Source organism: Shewanella sp. Sh95 (genome assembly GCF_001308045.1).
In the GTDB taxonomy this organism is placed as follows: domain Bacteria; phylum Pseudomonadota; class Gammaproteobacteria; order Enterobacterales; family Shewanellaceae; genus Shewanella; species Shewanella xiamenensis.
Genome location: NZ_LGYY01000135.1, coordinates 1 through 16,395 on the forward strand (window position 1 = coordinate 1; position 16,395 = coordinate 16,395).

A 16,395-nucleotide genomic window follows, 5' to 3' on the forward strand; every position below is an offset into this window, starting at 1 on the left:
GAGCAAACGATCAATGCGCTTGATGTTGTGCTTGGTTCGGGCCGTGGTTGGTAAATTTCGACCTAACTCAGTCAAGGTCAGTGTCTTACATTCAATCAGTGCCTTAGAGGCCAGCATCAAGCTGTTTAATCGTTTTAGGTGAAGTTCTGGGCAGTATTGGTGTAAAGAATGTTGTAGGATATTGGCTTCGCGCATCTTGTTGTCCAAGTGTAGTTTTTAGCGAAACCATTTGATCATGCAACAAGATGCGCTTCCACCCTAATTTGATGATTTATTTGTAAATCATCAGGGGATTCTTCAGAGTCACGCGCCAACGAGCGGTAATCATTAAAACCGTCAATGGCTTTCGTTAGCCCGACATAGGCGGCTAATGAAATCACAATCAATAGTAATAACACCAATGCATAACCACCAGAAATCTGCATGCTGAGCGTCAGTTTTTTAAACATAGTCAATATTCCTTTTCAACATAAGCTATTCATCAATCAGTGCTACATGATGATATTTTTTGGCGCTAATACTTGCTTCAGTAATTAAACCCTGTACATCAAGGATCAAGGCAATATCTCCCGTTCCTAAAATAGTGGCACCGCTTAATCCCTTGAGATGTTGAAACATTTTCCCTAAGGGCTTAATCACTGTTTGCTGTTCACCAAATAATTTATCGACAACTATCCCTGCTTTAGTTCGACCAAAACGAACAACAACAAGGCTTTCACGGGTATGGTTTTGATTTAAATTGGGTATATTAAAAAAATTTTTAAGTCGAATAAAAGGCATCAGTTCCCCACGCAAACTGATGTAATTCTTCTGTTGCTCATGCCATTCGCCCTGATTGAGCTCAACACATTCTTCTACCATATTCAGCGGTATCACGTAGTTCTCGTTGGCAGCACCGACCATAAAACCATCAATAATGGCAAGAGTTAATGGTAATGTGATCGTCACTTTTGTACCTTTACCCAGCTCGCTATCGAGTTCAACTGAGCCGCGTAACGCTTCAATATTGCGTTTAACAACGTCCATACCAACACCTCTTCCTGACAGATTACTTGCTTTATCTTTAGTACTGAGGCCTGGTTCAAAGGCTAATTTCAAAATTTCAGAATGGTTAAGCATCTGGTTTACATCAATTAACCCCAATGCTTCAGCCTTTCTTCGAATGCGCTCAGGGTCAAGTCCAGCACCATCGTCAGTGACTTCAATAACGATATGTCCAGAATCATGGTAGGCATTTAACATCAGATGTCCCTCAGCGGATTTACCGGCCTTGAGACGAGCCTCTGGAAGTTCAATACCGTGATCTAGGGCATTGCGAACAAGGTGGGTTAAAGGGTCATTAATCTTTTCAACAACGATTTTATCGAGTTCAGACTCTCCCCCTTGGATGGTCAACTCAATTTGTTTACCTAGTTCATTGCTGACATCGCGTACCACTCGCCGGAAACGTGAAAAGGTTTCACCTATCTGCACCATACGTAGTTGTAAGGCATTTTCTCTAATTTCTTGGACCAGATGTTCTACCGATCCTACTAGGTCATTAGCATCGAGAAATTGGTAACGGTCGACCATCACCTTCATCGCAGCACTTGCCGTCACCAGCTCACCAACCAAATTAATTAACTGGCCAAGACGATTAGAATCAACGCGAATAGTTTGCGCCTGCTCTCGAGCTTGAATTTGTTTTTTAAGGGCTTGCTCAACCACAGGTTTATCAACAAGTAAGTTTGCAATTAGCACTTCGCCCAGTTTTTTAGTCGTGCAGTCTTCACTCTTACCAGACTGTAAATCGAGTGATTTAGAGAGTTCTCTTTCAGTGATGGCGCCGATCGATAGCAGAATTTCACCTAGTCGCTGATTTTCAGACGGATTCAGCTGTTCAATCAGAGCTTGAAATGATTCGGAGATTTTTTGTGAAGGTAGAATCTGTATATCGCAATCATCTTGGGCAAATTCAAATACCGACTCAATTTGTTCTTTTGTACAATCTCCAGCAAAAATAATACGATAGCGTAAAAAGCAACTTTCGAAGTCACATTCTTCGAATGGCGGCAACTTGTGGCTTAAACATATAACTTCAAGCACTTGACCTAATTGATGCAAATAACGAATAAAGCTTAATGGATCTAATCCATTACGTAGTGCATCGGCTTTAAAATCCAGTGATATAAGCCAATGGCCCGTATCAAGATAATGTCCTTCTATCCGTTCAGGGGTAATCGCCTCTGCGGCGAGAGTCTGAGGGTAACAAGGTTCAAGGTTTTCATGCTGCGCTAATTCGGCCAAAATTGACTGACTTTGAATGCAGAGTGTATTCAACTCTGCCTCATCCTCCTCTACCGCAGCATTAACCAACGCCCATGTATGATCTTTACACTTAAGGAGTAGTGCTATAAGCGCACTATCTATTTTCAATTCATTTTTGCGCAACCTATCAATGGACGTTTCAATGGGATGAGTAAAATCAACGATGGCACGATAATTAAAAATACCCGCTGCACCTTTTATCGTGTGCATTGCTCTAAAAAGTTGATTTATTAATTCTGTACTTTCTGCGTCGACCTCTAATGACAATAATGCATCTTCCATTTCTGTCAGTAGTTCTTCCGCTTCGGTCATAAATAACTTTTGTACGTCATTGGCGGTCATAGGCGAGTCTCCGAGGATATCACTATGGTATCGTCAAATGTGCCAGACAAACCCGAAAGTGCGAGAGCATCTATTACCGCTTTGCTGTGGTGACAAAATTCTACTCGATGTGCCTCATTCAATACTTTAAGCGCCAGAAGCCACTGAAGCCCTGCGGTATCGATCTCTGTCACTTGAGAAAGATCAACACTGATGTCTACACCCGGTTGCAAATGACCGACTAGTGCATCACGAAATTCCATAACACTATAGATAGTTAACTCTTCGGTTAAGTTAACCTTAATAGATAGATCTTTTAGCGCGATATTGATTGGCATACACAAATCCTTTTACGGTAAACAAAGTTTAGCTACCGCATCAAGCATTTGGGGTGGTTGAAAAGGCTTGACTACCCATGCCTTAGCTCCCGCCATGCGACCTTCTTCCATTTTATCCCGACCCGCCTCGGTGGTGAGCATAATGACTGGAGTGAATTTATAACGCGGATGTTTTTTAACTTCTTTTAAAAAGCTAATGCCATCCATATTTGGCATATTAACGTCACTGATAATAAGATTAATTTTATCGCCATTGAGTTTACTCAGTGCATCTTTACCATCACAGGCATCAATGACCTCATAACCTGCGCCCCTAAGCGCAATACTGACGACATGTCGGATAGAGGCAGAGTCATCAACTACGAGTATTCTTTTCATCTCAGTGGCCATCCTTGTTTTATAAACGTGAACTAAAAGAAGTTAATAGAACTTTTCTCTGCATGTTGATAATGGCTATCTTTTTTTGAACTATGGTGAATATGCTGTTCGGTCGCCACATACCTTTGCTTCATCATGGCAAGTAAGGAATCCACATCACCTTCAGGAATAGGTAAACCGGCTTCCCTCGCTTGCTGTTGAACACGGATTAGCTCTGTAAGCTCATCAATACTGGCGACAAGCTGTCTTAACATTTGGTCGCAGCGATCTTGAAATTGAAAATCCACTAATATTTGCTCAATTTCTCTTTTAACTTGCCGACCAAGCTCTAATGCTTGAATACCCTCATCTTTCATTTGCAAAGTACGATTTTCGAGGTGGTCAATTACACGGATGAGAATGGACTCGCCACCTTCTAGCGCTTGGCTTTCCTGTAAAGTAGCTGCATCGGTCAGCTGGTATAGCTCCGCCATACGTTGATTTAATTCAGTAATTTGCTGAGTAATCCGTTCACCTGTCTGCCCTGATTGAGCTGACAAGGTTCTGACTTCATCAGCCACTACAGCAAAGCCGCGCCCCGATTCTCCGGCTCTAGCGGCTTCAATTGCCGCATTTAAGGCTAATAAATTGGTTTGTTGGGCAATTTTTCTAACTTCAGCTGCGAGTCCATCAAGTGCTTTGGTATCGTTAACTAATGCGGTTAACTGTTCTAAATGGTGCAGTTTGGCACTATTCATCTGGTTTAAGTCATTAAATAATGCTTTTAGCAGAGCTTTGTCGTCTTCTATACCTGGGGAGTGGAGTTGATCTGCGATCCCAGTTGAATTACTAGTGACTTTTTCGATTTCGCTGATAATTGAACTAAATCGCTCCGTCATATTGGCTACGCTTTGGTTCATTTGTTGGTCGACAGAGACGATATGTCCCTGCCAAACGGGTACTAAGCGGGAAATAATCGCCTCAAGTTTGGCGACTTGTTGGTCAACATGATGTCGTTTCTCTTTTTCATAGGCGAGTTGGCGAGATTGATAAAGATGAGTCGATTTGTGAATTTGTGCCCGAAGCACCCAAGCAAATCCAAAGTATGAGAGTAAAGATAGGCCTGCAAGCCACCAATGGGAGAGCCAAACAAGCCCGCAGAAGACTATAGCTCCAACAATAAAGGTCAAGGTTGTGGTAGAAAAAAGATTGCGCTCCATGCTTGTCATTTTTACTGTCTCTTTTATTTATATTTCTATTATGTTGTTACGGAAGAAACTTTTCCCTACAGATAAACGTAGTCGCTTTTTTCGTATTACGCCAAAACTCTGAGTACTTCTTGAACAAGATCACACAAAAGGCTGATTTAATTAAATAAGCCTCTAATTATCTAAATAAATTTAACATTGGGGATGAAATGACGTTCGGATTAAGTACATCGTAAGTAGTTGATGGATATCGGTCTGCTAAGTGGTATTATTTTTTGAACAGTTTTTAAGCTCAAACAAACCACAGCATCGAGACTATAAAATTTTCTATGAATGCACCATTTTTCAAAAACACAGTTCAACCCTCTAAAATTCATTGATTTTATAGCCGAATGCTAGATAAAGATCTTAAGGAAAATGAGTTATGGGCTTAAATTTTCCTGCATAAATAACCCTTTCTTGCAAGTAAGCCGTTTATAGGTACCGTAGAATGGTTGTTCCATTATCCTAGCAACCTCTTTTTAAGTCTTAAGGAGAAATGTATGAAATTAACTCAATTGCGTTATCTTGCGGTAGTACCACTGGCCTTTACGTTGCTTTCTTTTAATGCCAGTGCTGTCAGTCCGCCTCATCCAACAGGACTTAATGCCCCAATGATTAATGTTTCTCGTATGAACACCAATAATTATGCTCCAGGGGAAGCCGTTAAAATGTTCCCTGCCCCCAACAAAGGCATGGTTCAACATATTTTGACATTACCTAAGCTTGAGAATGAAGCAGACTACATGGTCGAGATCCAAATAGGCCAAACTCAACTTGTTGATTGCAATAAACATGGACTCAATGGCCAGCTTAAAGAGCTCACCGTTGAAGGTTGGGGTTATAACTACTATCAGGTCGATGAAATATCAGAAGGCCCAAGCACTATGATGGCCTGTTTTGAATTAGCCAAAAAAGAAGCATTTCTAAGGATCCCAAGTGAATTAACACTGCGTTATGACAGTCGTCTACCAAAGGTGTTTTATCTACCCGAGGGTGCAGAACTGCGCTTTAGAACGTGGAAGGCTGATTCAGCGTATCAATATTCAAAGTAATCATGTAATAAAATCAAAAAGAAGGGATATCTATTGCAGATACCCCTTTTCATTTTGAGTCTTAACATTGAGTCGTGCTAATTGACGTTTTCTAACACAACCCAGACAGCTTTACCTAAGGTTGCGAGCATCACAGCGCAAAATATGGCGATGACCGCAGTATAGGAAAGCCAACGAAGATAGCGTTGACCTTTATCCATGGTATTGTGTTATGTCAATTAACCGATCTGTGTGAGTCCGCCCATGTATGGACGCAGCGCCTCAGGGATAGTCACGCTACCATCAGCATTTTGATAGTTTTCCAAAATTGCAACTAAGGTACGACCTACCGCAAGACCAGAGCCATTTAAGGTATGTAATAATGCGGGTTTGTTATCAGCCTTAACACGGTAACGCGCTTGCATACGGCGCGCTTGGAAATCCTTCATATTTGAGCATGAAGAGATCTCACGGTAAGTGTTTTGTCCAGGTAACCACACTTCAATATCGTAGGTCTTGCTTGAGCCAAAACCCATATCACCGGTACAAAGCACCACTGTACGATATGGTAAGCCTAAGCGTTGTAAAACCGTTTCCGCATGGCCAGTCAACACTTCGAGTGCAGCCATTGAATCTTCTGGCTTAACTAGCTGTACTAATTCCACTTTATCAAACTGATGTTGACGAATTAAGCCACGGGTATCTTTACCGTAAGACCCTGCTTCACTACGGAAACACGCGGTATGTGCGGTTAATTTAATGGGTAACTCATCTTCATCAACGATGGTATCACGCACTAAGTTGGTTAATGGCACTTCTGCGGTTGGAATAAGGCTTAAGCCTTGGCCTTCTTCGGTCGCAGGTTTTGTGTGGAATAAATCCTCACCAAACTTAGGTAATTGGCCTGTACCCAATAAGCTTGCTTCGTTAACCAGTAATGGCACGTAGGCTTCGGTATAACCATGCTCAGTGGTGTGCAGATCTAGCATGAACTGCCCTAATGCACGATTTAAACGGGCAATTTGGCCTTTCATCACGATAAAGCGTGAGCCAGTGATTTTCACTGCGCTCTTAAAATCTAAACCGTTTAGGCCTTCACCTAAATCGATATGATCTTTAACGGGGAAATCGAAGTTGCGTGGTGTGCCCCAACGACGGATTTCGACGTTTTCAGTCTCGTCAGCACCAATAGGCGCAGACTCATCTGGCAGGTTTGGCATCGACATAGCAATCGCGTTCACTTCTTCAAGTACCGCGGCCAGCTCGACTTTCTTCGCATCTAATTGCGCACCTAAATCGCCTACCTGCGCCATGATGGCATCCACATCTTCGCCGCGGGATTTAGCTTGTCCGATGGACTTGGAAATAGCATTACGCGAGGCTTGCAGCTCTTCCGTTGCCACTTGCAGTGACTTACGTTTTTCTTCTAATTGGGTGAGATGAGCGACATCTAAAATAAAACCACGGGTAGCTAATCGCTCAGCGGTCACTGCTAATTCGTTGCGCAAAAATTTAGGATCTAACATGTGATATATTCTTAATAGTTAAATGCGAGAAAAAACCAGTTGTTGACCTAAGTAAACCATAAACAAACATAGACTTAGGTTCAACACCACATTCAAAGCCGCCTTCAACCAATCTCCTTCTTGCATCAGCAATAAAGTTTCGTTTGAGAAGGTTGAAAACGTTGTCAAAGCACCTAACAGGCCAACACCAATTAGTGCTTTGAGTTCTGGGCTGATATGACTCAATTGTCCCAGTGCGTAAATGACGCCCATTAAAAATGAACCAAGGACATTGACCAACAGTGTACCAAAAGGAAAACTGCTGCCAAATACTTGGATCATGAATATTGAAATAAGATAGCGAAAAACCGCACCAATGGAACCACCTAAGGCCACAAGTATGAGATTATTCATACCTTTTTCTCCCACTGGCTTGATCTAATTGCGCTAATTGCGCCAATTTGTCCTTAATCCGCTTCTCAAATCCACGTTCAGTCGGGAAATAAAATTGCGATGCTTGTAAGGATTCGGGGAAATAATTCTCACCGCTGGCATAGGCATTGGGTTCATCGTGGGCATAGCGATATTCGGCGCCAAAGCCCATTTCCGCCATGAGTTTGGTCGGCGCATTGCGCAGATGATAAGGCACGGCCTCTTGGCTGGTTTCGCGTGCCAGCGCCCTCGCCGCTTTAAAGGCGGTGTAAACGGCATTACTCTTAGGCGCACTGGCTAAATACACAATCGCTTGGGCAATCGCCCGCTCACCTTCTGCAGGCCCAACGCGGTGGAAACAATCCCAGGCATTGAGCGCAATGGTCATGGCAGCAGGATCTGCGTTGCCCACATCTTCTGAGGCTATGGCTAATAAGCGTCTGGCGACATACAGCGGATCGCCGCCGCCTTCTAAAATGCGGCAAAACCAATAGAGCGCGGCATCCGGCGCAGAGCCGCGAATCGATTTATGTACCGCAGAAATCAAATCGTAAAACTGATCACCATTTTTATCGAACCCTGCCACTTGATGACCGGCGACTTGAACCAGCATTTCAGTGGTAAAACTGCCACCATCGGCCACCATATCGCTCATCAACTCAAGCAGGTTCAGCGCCTTACGCGCATCGCCATCACATAACTGCGCCAGCTTACTGAGCACATCATTTGGCATAATTAACTGTCGTTGCCCCAAGCCGCGTTCGGTGTCCGTTAAGGCTTGGGTGATAATATGCACTATCTCGTCATGGCTTAAGCGCTTGATAAGATAGACTCGCGCCCGCGACAGTAAGGCATTATTGATTTCAAATGAAGGGTTTTCCGTGGTCGCCCCAATAAAAATCACAGTGCCATCTTCAATAAAGGGCAAAAAGGCGTCCTGTTGACTCTTATTAAAGCGATGCACTTCATCAACAAATAACAAGGTACGTTGGCCACGGGATTGAGCAATCGCTTGCGCTTGCTCAATGGCGGCGCGAATATCTTTTACACCCGACGTGACCGCCGAAATACGTTCGACATGGGCATTGGAGTAATGGGCGATAAGTTCGGCAAGGGTCGTTTTACCAGTACCAGGCGGTCCCCATAACATCATCGAATGGGCGCGGCCCGCTTCTAATGCTTGGCGCAGTGGTTGGCCCTCACCTAACAAATGGGCTTGACCTATATACTCGGCAATCGTCCTTGGCCGCATACGCGCGGCCAAAGGACGAAAATCAGGCGCAAAATTAAACGATAAACTGCTCACGCGTAAACCTATCGGGTTCTAATACGTTGGTCATCAACATCAACGTTATCAGGCAACACAAACTTAAACAGCGCTTTATCCGCAGAACTAATCGTGTGTTGGTTGCTTAAGTCAAACTGGCTCAGATTGCCTTTATCATCGAGTACATTAAATTTATTCAGTGTGCCTTTGTTAAAACACACATTAACCGCAGAAATACCAGCGTCCATCGACTTAGGTTTGATTTCATAACAGTCTTGCTTCTTGGTCACGCTATATTGCGACCAAGTGGCATCATCGCGGTGAACTAATAAAGCGATAGGCGATGCATTAATAGCTTCAGCAAAATCCATAATCACAACTTCCTCGGCAAAGGGGTTGTAGATCCATAAGTCTTTACCGTCAGCGACAATTTTAGACTCATCGGGCGCAGTTAAATGCCAATAAAACTGATTAGGGTGAGCAAGTGCAAATACGCCAGCCCCGCTTTGGATAACTTTTTTATTCACATCAGTAACGGTTTGCTTAAAATCCGCCTTAAGGGACTCCGTGCCGTTTAAGGTTTCGCGTAATTGCTTAGCATCATCGGCCAACACTGCATTGCTGTATAACAATGGTGATAACAACACAGCACACAACAGTTTTTTCATAGGTATCCTTTGGACTAAAAGTTGAACTCGCCGCATTATGGCGAGTTCAAACTGACATCTAGCTTAACATTAATAGTGTTTTGGGGCCGGAGGCGCTAACACTTCGCGGTTACCGTTATGGCCCTGCGCCGACACCACGCCCTGCATTTCCATTTGTTCGATAATACGCGCAGCACGGTTATAACCAATCTTAAATTTACGCTGCACGCTCGAAATCGAACCTCGGCGAGTTTCGGTCACGAAGGCAACGGCTTCATCATAAAGCGGATCGTATTCTTCATCGGATTCGGCGGTTTCACCCGGCAATAGCACTTGTTCACCCTCACTGACGCCATTGAGGATCTCATCAATGTATTGTGGCTTACCACGGGCGCACCAATCGGCTACCACACGGTGAACTTCATGGTCATCGATAAAGGCACCATGGACACGATTTGGCACTGCAGTTCCGGGCGGTAAGTACAACATGTCACCCATACCGAGTAAGGTTTCGGCACCTTGCTGATCTAAAATGGTACGGGAGTCGATACGGGAAGACACTTGGAACGCCATCCGCGTCGGAATGTTAGCCTTGATTAAGCCGGTGATCACATCCACCGACGGACGCTGGGTCGCGAGGATTAAATGGATACCCGCAGCACGGGCTTTTTGGGCGATACGGGCGATCAGTTCTTCCACTTTCTTACCGACAATCATCATCATGTCGGCAAATTCATCGACAACCACCACAATCGAAGGCAGTTTATCTAAGGCTGGTGCCTCTGGCTCCATGCTGTCAGACGATTTCCACATAGGATCATAAATCACTTCACCATTGGCTTTAGCTTCAGCGATTTTCGCGTTATAGCCCTTGATGTTACGAACGCCCATCATAGACATTAGCTTGTAGCGGCGCTCCATCTCACCCACACACCAACGCAGCGCATTGGCCGCTTCTTTCATGTCGGTAACGACTTCACAGAGTAAATGCGGGATACCTTCATAAACCGAGAGCTCAAGCATTTTCGGGTCAATCATGATAAAGCGAACATCTTCAGGACCAGACTTATACAGCAAGCTGGTGATCATCACGTTCACCCCGACTGATTTACCCGAGCCTGTCGTACCAGCAACCAATAAGTGCGGCATTTTACCTAAGTCAACCACCACAGGCTCACCGGAGATATCTTGGCCAAGCACCATAGTTAAATTCGATTTGCTCTGAGTAAAGGCTTCACAGTCGAGTACATCACGCATATACACTGTTTCGCGAAACTTGTTTGGCAGTTCGAGGCCAACGTAAGATTTCCCTGGGATCACTTCAACGACTCGCACACGCTCTGCCAGCAGTGAACGGGCTAAGTCATTTGCAAGGTTTGAAATCTTAGAGGCTTTAATACCTGGCGCAAGTTCAAGCTCAAAACGAGTGATCACCGGACCTGGATAGACCCCCACAACAGTGGCAACAATATTAAAGTCGGCAAGCTTAGCTTCAACCAAACGTGCCACATGTTCTAACTCTTCGGGACTAATCGGGTTCTTTTTGCGATCAGGCACATCGAGCAAACTGATGCTTGGCAACGGATCCATAGGCTTAGTCGGCACAGGTTTATCTTCTTGGCCGGGTAATACGACAATGCCATCGACAATCTTAGCCTTAGGAGCTTGCTTTTGGCGCTGCGCTTGAGTCACTGCCCCCGTAGATGCTTTGGTATCAAAATCGATCACATCGTCATCATTGAACGTTAAGATGTCATCATCTTCATCAATGATAGCTTCGCGATGCAATACTGGTTCATCCTCATCGTCGTCGAAAACCTGAGCGTTGAAACCGTTATCGGTTTCATCTTCTTCCAAATCAGCATCTTGCGCTTTAGCTACCCAAGGTGGCGCTTCAAAATGACCATATTCAGCCACCGCGCTAACAGGATCAAGTTGCGGCTCAACGCGTTGCTGGCCTTTAGGTTCAGCTTTTGCTTTATTGTTGTTTAAACTTAAAATTTTAACCAAAGAAGATAACTTACCTTTACCACTACTGGCTTCAGTGATGAATTCTTCACGGGGCTCTTCTGGTAAAGCCCGTGTATGGATCACGCGACTTTGTGTTGTATCTGGTTGACGTATTTTAGCTTTATCAAGCACATGCTGCGAATCACGACGCTCGCGGAATTTATCCACAACAGACATAAAACCGCGAGTATCTTCCGTTTCTCGCTCACGCTTTAACGACTGAGGTAAACGTTTGAGTTGTTTGTAGCACCAGATTGAGACAAAGCCGACCTTTTCAACCACAGTCAGCCAACTGATCCCTGTTAATAGCGTAAAACCCGAGCCTAAACAGCACAATAGCAATAAGGTTGTGCCTAACTTATTAAAATATGGCAGCATCGCTTGGCCAATGACATCACCAGCTACACCGCCTGCGGAAAACTCATAGATATTATTGGCGTTCATGCTGGCTAATGCCGAAAAACCAAGAATAAGTAGCAGAAAACCAATGATCCGCAATGCAACCGAAAAGTAGTCGATTTCCAACAAATCATGGGCCCGCTTAAAAAGCAGCCAACCAGTAGAGGCGACAATAATTGGCATGATATAGGCTGTCACGCCAAAAAAATACAGCAGAATATCGGCGATCCAAGCACCAACAGCCCCTGTCCAGTTATTGATATCACCTTGAAAATGAGACTGACTCCAACCCGGATCTGAGGGACTGAAACTGGCTAAAGCGAGCAAAATATAAGTGGCTACAACACAGCAAATGATGAGTCCGCCTTCGAGCAGACGCTGCAAGCCTGAGAGCGTGCGTACACTATTTCCTTGAGACAAACGACTTAATCCATAAAATTGAAACAGGTGGGCTAACGATACCAGAATCCCATTAAATGTGGAGCATCTTAGGCGGTTTTTCTCCTAAGAATTACTGCTATAAGCTAAAAAAACGCTCTTGGCTCATAAAAGCTAGGACTTTGACCATTAACTGATTATTCCGCAATCAATTTAGGCTACATTGTTGAAGACAAATGCCAGATAAAAATATGCCCCTAAGCTGGCTAACTTAAGGGCAAAAGCAAGGTTATAAGTGTGGTTTTAAAAGGCTTACACTGGAATAAATAAGGGGCCTAGGCCCCTTATTGTAACCGTTTCAGGGTATTAAATATCGCAGAGCAGTTGGTTTATCGCAACACGACTAGTATGTTTAACTTCTTCCATCACCACGTAGGTACGGGTATCAGAAACAGAAGGTAATTTCAGTAAAGTTTCGCCCAATAGGCGGCGATAAGCCGACATATCAGAAACACGTGTTTTTAATAAGTAGTCAAAGTCACCAGAAACGAGATGACATTCTTGAATATCATCCAACAGTTGCACAGCGCGATTAAACTTATCAAATACTTCGGGAGTATCACGGCTTAATGTGATTTCCACGAATACCAGTAGGGATGCACCCAAGAAATGAGGATTCACCAAAGCAGTATAGCCATTGATATATCCTTGCTTTTCGAGTCGTTTCACTCTTTCTAAACACGGAGTAGGACTTAATCCCACTCTTTTAGATAGTTCCACATTTGAAATGCGTCCATCAATTTGTAATTCATTAAGAATGTTGCGATCGATGCGATCCAAGTCTTTTACAGGACTCTTTTTATTATATGCCATTTATTTAACCTTGCTTTATCACTAAAACAACATTTTATTCTACGTATGTCTAAAGTTCAGCAGCATAAACTGCGTCGCCGATACTATACTAGATATCCCTGAATTAATCACGTTCAGGTCACGATAAAATAACAATTATGCCCATTAAAAGTGGGTTTTTCAGGCAATTGAGGCTCAAAAATGATTATTGGTGTACCAAAGGAAATTAAAAACCACGAGTATCGTGTCGGTATGGTTCCTTCAAGCGTTCGCGAATTGACAATCAAAGGTCATGAAGTGTTTGTAGAAACGAATGCCGGCACGGGAATTGGTTTTACTGATCAGGATTATATTGATGCAGGCGCAAAAATATTAGCAACTGCTGCTGAAGTCTTTGCTAAAGCAGAGATGATTGTAAAGGTAAAAGAGCCTCAGGCAGTTGAACGCGCCATGCTGCGTCATGACCAGATTTTATTCACTTATCTGCATTTAGCACCGGATTTACCACAAACTGAAGATTTAATTAAAAGTGGTGCCGTATGTATCGCTTACGAAACTGTGACCGATGACCGTGGTGGCTTACCGCTGTTAGCCCCGATGTCAGAAGTGGCTGGCCGCATGTCTATCCAAGCGGGTGCGATGGCGCTGGAAAAATCTTCTGGTGGTCGTGGTATGTTATTAGGTGGTGTACCCGGTGTTGAGCCAGCTAAAGTTGTGATCATTGGCGGTGGCATGGTCGGTACTAATGCAGCGCAAATGGCTGTCGGTATGGGCGCAGATGTAGTTGTGCTTGATCGTAGCATCGATGCACTACGTCGCTTAAACATGCAATTTGGTTCTGCAGTTAAAGCGGTTTACTCGACTGCCGATGCGATTGAGCGCCATGTATTAGAAGCTGACTTAGTCATTGGTGGCGTATTAATTCCTGGTGCTGCGGCACCTAAACTGGTGACACGTAGCATGATTTCTCGTATGAAACCAGGCAGTGCTATCGTAGACGTTGCTATCGACCAAGGCGGTTGCGTGGAAACCTCCCATGCAACGACTCACCAAGATCCAACTTATATCGTTGATGATGTTGTGCACTACTGTGTAGCGAACATGCCAGGCGCAGTAGCCCGTACATCAACCTTCGCTCTCAATAACGCAACTCTGCCTTATATCCTTAAGTTAGCTAACTTAGGTTATAAAGCCGCCCTGTTACAAGACAAGCACTTACTAAACGGTTTGAACGTAATGCACGGCAAACTGGTTTGTAAAGAAGTGGCTCAAGCATTAAATCTTGAGTACACAGCGCCAGCAAGTTTATTAGCCTAATCATATGAGAGCCTAGGTTCACACGGACCTACTCTGCTTTGTTCGGCCTCACTCTGTTGAGGCCGATTTTTTATGCAGATCACAATTATCTTCACTCACGCCGGTTTTAAGCCATAGCCTTAGTAAACTCAGGCTGACAATTTGCCTTAGGATTCGATTAGCATAATCTAAAAGAATCACCAAACATCGCTTTACCCCTACAGGTAAATTCCCTACAATCCATGCAATTTGCTAAAAGCACGGAGAGAAAAATGAGCCAAGTCAGACATAGTAACCTATTGATTTTAGGTTCAGGTCCCGCAGGATACACAGCCGCAGTTTATGCTGCGCGCGCAAACTTAAAGCCTGTGATGATCACAGGTATGCAGCAAGGTGGTCAGTTAACGACCACAACTGAAGTTGAAAACTGGCCAGGTGATGCAGAAGACTTAACGGGTCCAGCATTAATGGAACGTATGCAAAAGCATGCGGAAAAATTTGATACTGAAATTCTGTTCGATCATATTAATGAAGTGACGCTAACTGAACGTCCTTTCCGTTTAAAAGGCGATAACGGCGAATATACCTGTGATGCGCTGATCATCGCCACTGGTGCCTCTGCCCGTTACTTAGGACTTGAGTCGGAAGAGGCGTTCAAAGGACGCGGCGTATCGGCCTGTGCAACCTGTGATGGTTTCTTCTATCGTAATCAAAAAGTTGCAGTGATCGGTGGTGGTAACACAGCCGTTGAAGAAGCACTATACCTAAGCAATATCGCCGCCGAAGTGCACTTAATTCACCGTCGCGACACCTTCCGCTCAGAAAAAATTCTTATCGACCGTTTAATGGATAAAGTCGCCAACGGCAACATTATCCTGCATCTCGACCAAACCATGGAAGAAGTGGTTGGTGATGCAATGGGTGTAACAGGTCTAAAAATGAAGAGCACCAAAGACGGTTCTATCACTGATCTAGCCGTTGCCGGTGTGTTCGTGGCCATTGGTCACAGCCCAAACACAGGGATTTTCGAAGGCCAATTAGAGATGAACAACGGCTATTTGAAGGTGCAGAGTGGTCTCCAAGGTAACGCCACGCAAACCAGTATAGAAGGTGTGTTTGCCGCAGGAGATGTGATGGATCAACATTACCGTCAAGCGATTACCTCTGCGGGTACAGGTTGTATGGCAGCATTAGATGCCGAGCGTTACTTAGACGCGAAGAAATAATCTACTGTAGGTCTTATCTAGACTCAAATAATAGCAGGCATAGGTTAACTACCTTAGCCTGCTATTTTTTATCTGCATGTTGTGGCTAAAAACAGCAACAAAAAAAGGGACCAAATGGTCCCCTCTTAAGTGCGACAAACTAATTGCTTAGTTTAACGCTTCTTTTGCTTTTTCAACTAAAGTTGCGAATACAACTTTGTCGAATACCGCGATGTCAGCCAAAATCTTACGATCGATTTCGATAGACGCCTTTTTCAGACCGTTGATGAAACGGCTGTAAGACAGACCATTTTGACGAGCTGCAGCATTAATACGTGCAATCCACAGTTGGCGGAATTGACGTTTTTTCTGACGACGGTCACGGTAAGCATATTGACCAGCTTTAGTTACTGCTTGAACAGCAACGCGGTAAGTACGGCTACGAGCGCCATAATAACCTTTAGCTAATTTTAAAACTTTCTTGTGACGAGCACGTGCGGTTACACCACGCTTAACTCTTGGCATTTTCTAATCTCCTAAATTAAGCGTATGGTAATTGACGCGCGATTGCTGGAACGTCAACTTTGGCAACTAAACACTTGTTACGTAAGTGACGCTTACGCTTAGTGCTCTTTTTGGTCAGAATGTGACGTAAATGGGCTTGCTTGCGCTTGAAACCATTAGCGGTTTTCTTAAAACGCTTCGCTACACCTCTGTCGGTTTTCATTTTAGGCATTACTAAAACTCCGCATTGGGATGTTAAATAAAAAGCAAGGCGAGCGAAGGCATATAGCCTTCGC

General features: G+C 44.1%; 16 protein-coding genes and 1 pseudogene. 3 read left to right on the plus strand and 14 right to left on the minus strand.

Annotated elements, in window-relative coordinates; all coding sequences use genetic code 11:
• The 6 genes and pseudogenes from AEA42_RS09865 to AEA42_RS23040 all read right to left on the minus strand — a co-directional run.
• Positions 1-195 (minus strand): annotated as a pseudogene (locus AEA42_RS09865) (IS4 family transposase); the annotation flags it as partial.
• A gap of 38 nt (positions 196-233) precedes the next feature.
• Positions 234-449 (minus strand): hypothetical protein, encoded by a 216-nt coding sequence (locus AEA42_RS09870; protein WP_055647639.1) that lies wholly within the window; start codon positions 447-449, stop codon positions 234-236.
• 25 nt (positions 450-474) lie between these two features.
• Positions 475-2,649, minus strand: a complete 2,175-nt coding sequence (locus AEA42_RS09875) for a chemotaxis protein CheA (RefSeq protein ID WP_055647640.1) — start codon at positions 2,647-2,649, stop codon at positions 475-477.
• Positions 2,646-2,966 carry an STAS domain-containing protein gene (locus AEA42_RS09880; protein ID WP_037418461.1) on the minus strand — a complete coding sequence of 107 codons (321 nt, stop codon included), beginning with the start codon at positions 2,964-2,966 and terminating at the stop codon, positions 2,646-2,648. The genes AEA42_RS09875 and AEA42_RS09880 overlap by 4 nt, the downstream gene beginning before the upstream one ends.
• 12 nt (positions 2,967-2,978) lie before the next feature.
• Complete coding sequence (locus AEA42_RS09885) at positions 2,979-3,344, minus strand: response regulator (RefSeq protein WP_037429781.1); 366 nt, start codon at positions 3,342-3,344, stop codon at positions 2,979-2,981.
• 32 nt (positions 3,345-3,376) lie between these two features.
• Positions 3,377-4,552 (minus strand): methyl-accepting chemotaxis protein, encoded by a 1,176-nt coding sequence (locus tag AEA42_RS23040; protein WP_050991390.1) that lies wholly within the window; start codon positions 4,550-4,552, stop codon positions 3,377-3,379.
• 521 nt (positions 4,553-5,073) lie between these two features.
• On the opposite strand from AEA42_RS23040, the gene eco reads away from it, so the two are divergent.
• Entirely contained in the window at positions 5,074-5,625 is a 552-nt protein-coding gene (gene eco, locus AEA42_RS09895; RefSeq protein WP_055647641.1) for a serine protease inhibitor ecotin, read from the plus strand.
• A 218-nt stretch (positions 5,626-5,843) separates the two neighbouring features.
• On the opposite strand, the gene serS is transcribed toward eco, so the two are convergent.
• From serS to lrp, 6 genes are all read right to left on the minus strand, one after another.
• Complete coding sequence (gene serS / locus AEA42_RS09905; protein WP_055647642.1) at positions 5,844-7,130, minus strand: serine--tRNA ligase; 1,287 nt, start codon at positions 7,128-7,130, stop codon at positions 5,844-5,846.
• Positions 7,131-7,148: 18 nt separating this feature from the next.
• Entirely contained in the window at positions 7,149-7,523 is a 375-nt protein-coding gene (gene crcB / locus AEA42_RS09910; protein WP_037418443.1) for a fluoride efflux transporter CrcB, read from the minus strand.
• Entirely contained in the window at positions 7,516-8,847 is a 1,332-nt protein-coding gene (locus tag AEA42_RS09915; protein WP_055647643.1) for a replication-associated recombination protein A, read from the minus strand. The genes crcB and AEA42_RS09915 overlap by 8 nt, the downstream gene beginning before the upstream one ends.
• A gap of 8 nt (positions 8,848-8,855) precedes the next feature.
• A complete protein-coding gene (lolA, locus tag AEA42_RS09920; protein ID WP_055647644.1) occupies positions 8,856-9,476 on the minus strand; it encodes an outer membrane lipoprotein chaperone LolA in 621 nt (206 codons plus the stop codon).
• Between the two features lie 69 nt (positions 9,477-9,545).
• On the minus strand, positions 9,546-12,284 hold the full coding sequence (locus AEA42_RS09925; RefSeq protein ID WP_037427635.1) for a DNA translocase FtsK 4TM domain-containing protein: 2,739 nt from the start codon (positions 12,282-12,284) through the stop codon (positions 9,546-9,548).
• 324 nt (positions 12,285-12,608) lie between these two features.
• Positions 12,609-13,115 (minus strand): leucine-responsive transcriptional regulator Lrp, encoded by a 507-nt coding sequence (gene lrp / locus AEA42_RS09930; protein ID WP_037418431.1) that lies wholly within the window; start codon positions 13,113-13,115, stop codon positions 12,609-12,611.
• 180 nt (positions 13,116-13,295) lie between these two features.
• Here lrp and ald point away from each other — a divergent pair, with 180 nt between their 5' ends.
• Both ald and trxB read left to right on the plus strand, forming a co-directional pair.
• The gene (ald, locus tag AEA42_RS09935; protein WP_037418428.1) at positions 13,296-14,411 is read left to right on the plus strand and encodes an alanine dehydrogenase; all 1,116 of its coding nucleotides are present in this window, start codon (positions 13,296-13,298) and stop codon (positions 14,409-14,411) included.
• A gap of 251 nt (positions 14,412-14,662) precedes the next feature.
• A complete protein-coding gene (trxB, locus tag AEA42_RS09940) occupies positions 14,663-15,616 on the plus strand; it encodes a thioredoxin-disulfide reductase (RefSeq protein ID WP_011622726.1) in 954 nt (317 codons plus the stop codon).
• A gap of 147 nt (positions 15,617-15,763) precedes the next feature.
• Here the strand turns inward: trxB and rplT are convergent, their stop codons facing one another.
• Together rplT and rpmI are read right to left on the minus strand one after the other, a co-directional pair.
• On the minus strand, positions 15,764-16,120 hold the full coding sequence (gene rplT / locus AEA42_RS09945) for a 50S ribosomal protein L20 (RefSeq protein ID WP_006081652.1): 357 nt from the start codon (positions 16,118-16,120) through the stop codon (positions 15,764-15,766).
• Between the two features lie 16 nt (positions 16,121-16,136).
• Positions 16,137-16,331 (minus strand): 50S ribosomal protein L35, encoded by a 195-nt coding sequence (gene rpmI, locus AEA42_RS09950; protein WP_011072303.1) that lies wholly within the window; start codon positions 16,329-16,331, stop codon positions 16,137-16,139.
• Positions 16,332-16,395 lie beyond the last annotated feature (64 nt).

What these genes read in the sequence shown, in the direction of transcription:
- AEA42_RS09870 (WP_055647639.1), bottom strand. Translation starts at nt 449, where the DNA reads ATGTTTAAAAAACTGACGCTCAGCATGCAGATTTCTGGTGGTTATGCA.
- AEA42_RS09875 (WP_055647640.1), bottom strand. Translation starts at nt 2,649, where the DNA reads ATGACCGCCAATGACGTACAAAAGTTATTTATGACCGAAGCGGAAGAA.
- AEA42_RS09880 (WP_037418461.1), bottom strand. Translation starts at nt 2,966, where the DNA reads ATGCCAATCAATATCGCGCTAAAAGATCTATCTATTAAGGTTAACTTA.
- AEA42_RS09885 (WP_037429781.1), bottom strand. Translation starts at nt 3,344, where the DNA reads ATGAAAAGAATACTCGTAGTTGATGACTCTGCCTCTATCCGACATGTC.
- AEA42_RS23040 (WP_050991390.1), bottom strand. Translation starts at nt 4,552, where the DNA reads ATGACAAGCATGGAGCGCAATCTTTTTTCTACCACAACCTTGACCTTT.
- eco (WP_055647641.1), top strand. Translation starts at nt 5,074, where the DNA reads ATGAAATTAACTCAATTGCGTTATCTTGCGGTAGTACCACTGGCCTTT.
- serS (WP_055647642.1), bottom strand. Translation starts at nt 7,130, where the DNA reads ATGTTAGATCCTAAATTTTTGCGCAACGAATTAGCAGTGACCGCTGAG.
- crcB (WP_037418443.1), bottom strand. Translation starts at nt 7,523, where the DNA reads ATGAATAATCTCATACTTGTGGCCTTAGGTGGTTCCATTGGTGCGGTT.
- lolA (WP_055647644.1), bottom strand. Translation starts at nt 9,476, where the DNA reads ATGAAAAAACTGTTGTGTGCTGTGTTGTTATCACCATTGTTATACAGC.
- lrp (WP_037418431.1), bottom strand. Translation starts at nt 13,115, where the DNA reads ATGGCATATAATAAAAAGAGTCCTGTAAAAGACTTGGATCGCATCGAT.
- ald (WP_037418428.1), top strand. Translation starts at nt 13,296, where the DNA reads ATGATTATTGGTGTACCAAAGGAAATTAAAAACCACGAGTATCGTGTC.
- trxB (WP_011622726.1), top strand. Translation starts at nt 14,663, where the DNA reads ATGAGCCAAGTCAGACATAGTAACCTATTGATTTTAGGTTCAGGTCCC.
- rplT (WP_006081652.1), bottom strand. Translation starts at nt 16,120, where the DNA reads ATGCCAAGAGTTAAGCGTGGTGTAACCGCACGTGCTCGTCACAAGAAA.
- rpmI (WP_011072303.1), bottom strand. Translation starts at nt 16,331, where the DNA reads ATGCCTAAAATGAAAACCGACAGAGGTGTAGCGAAGCGTTTTAAGAAA.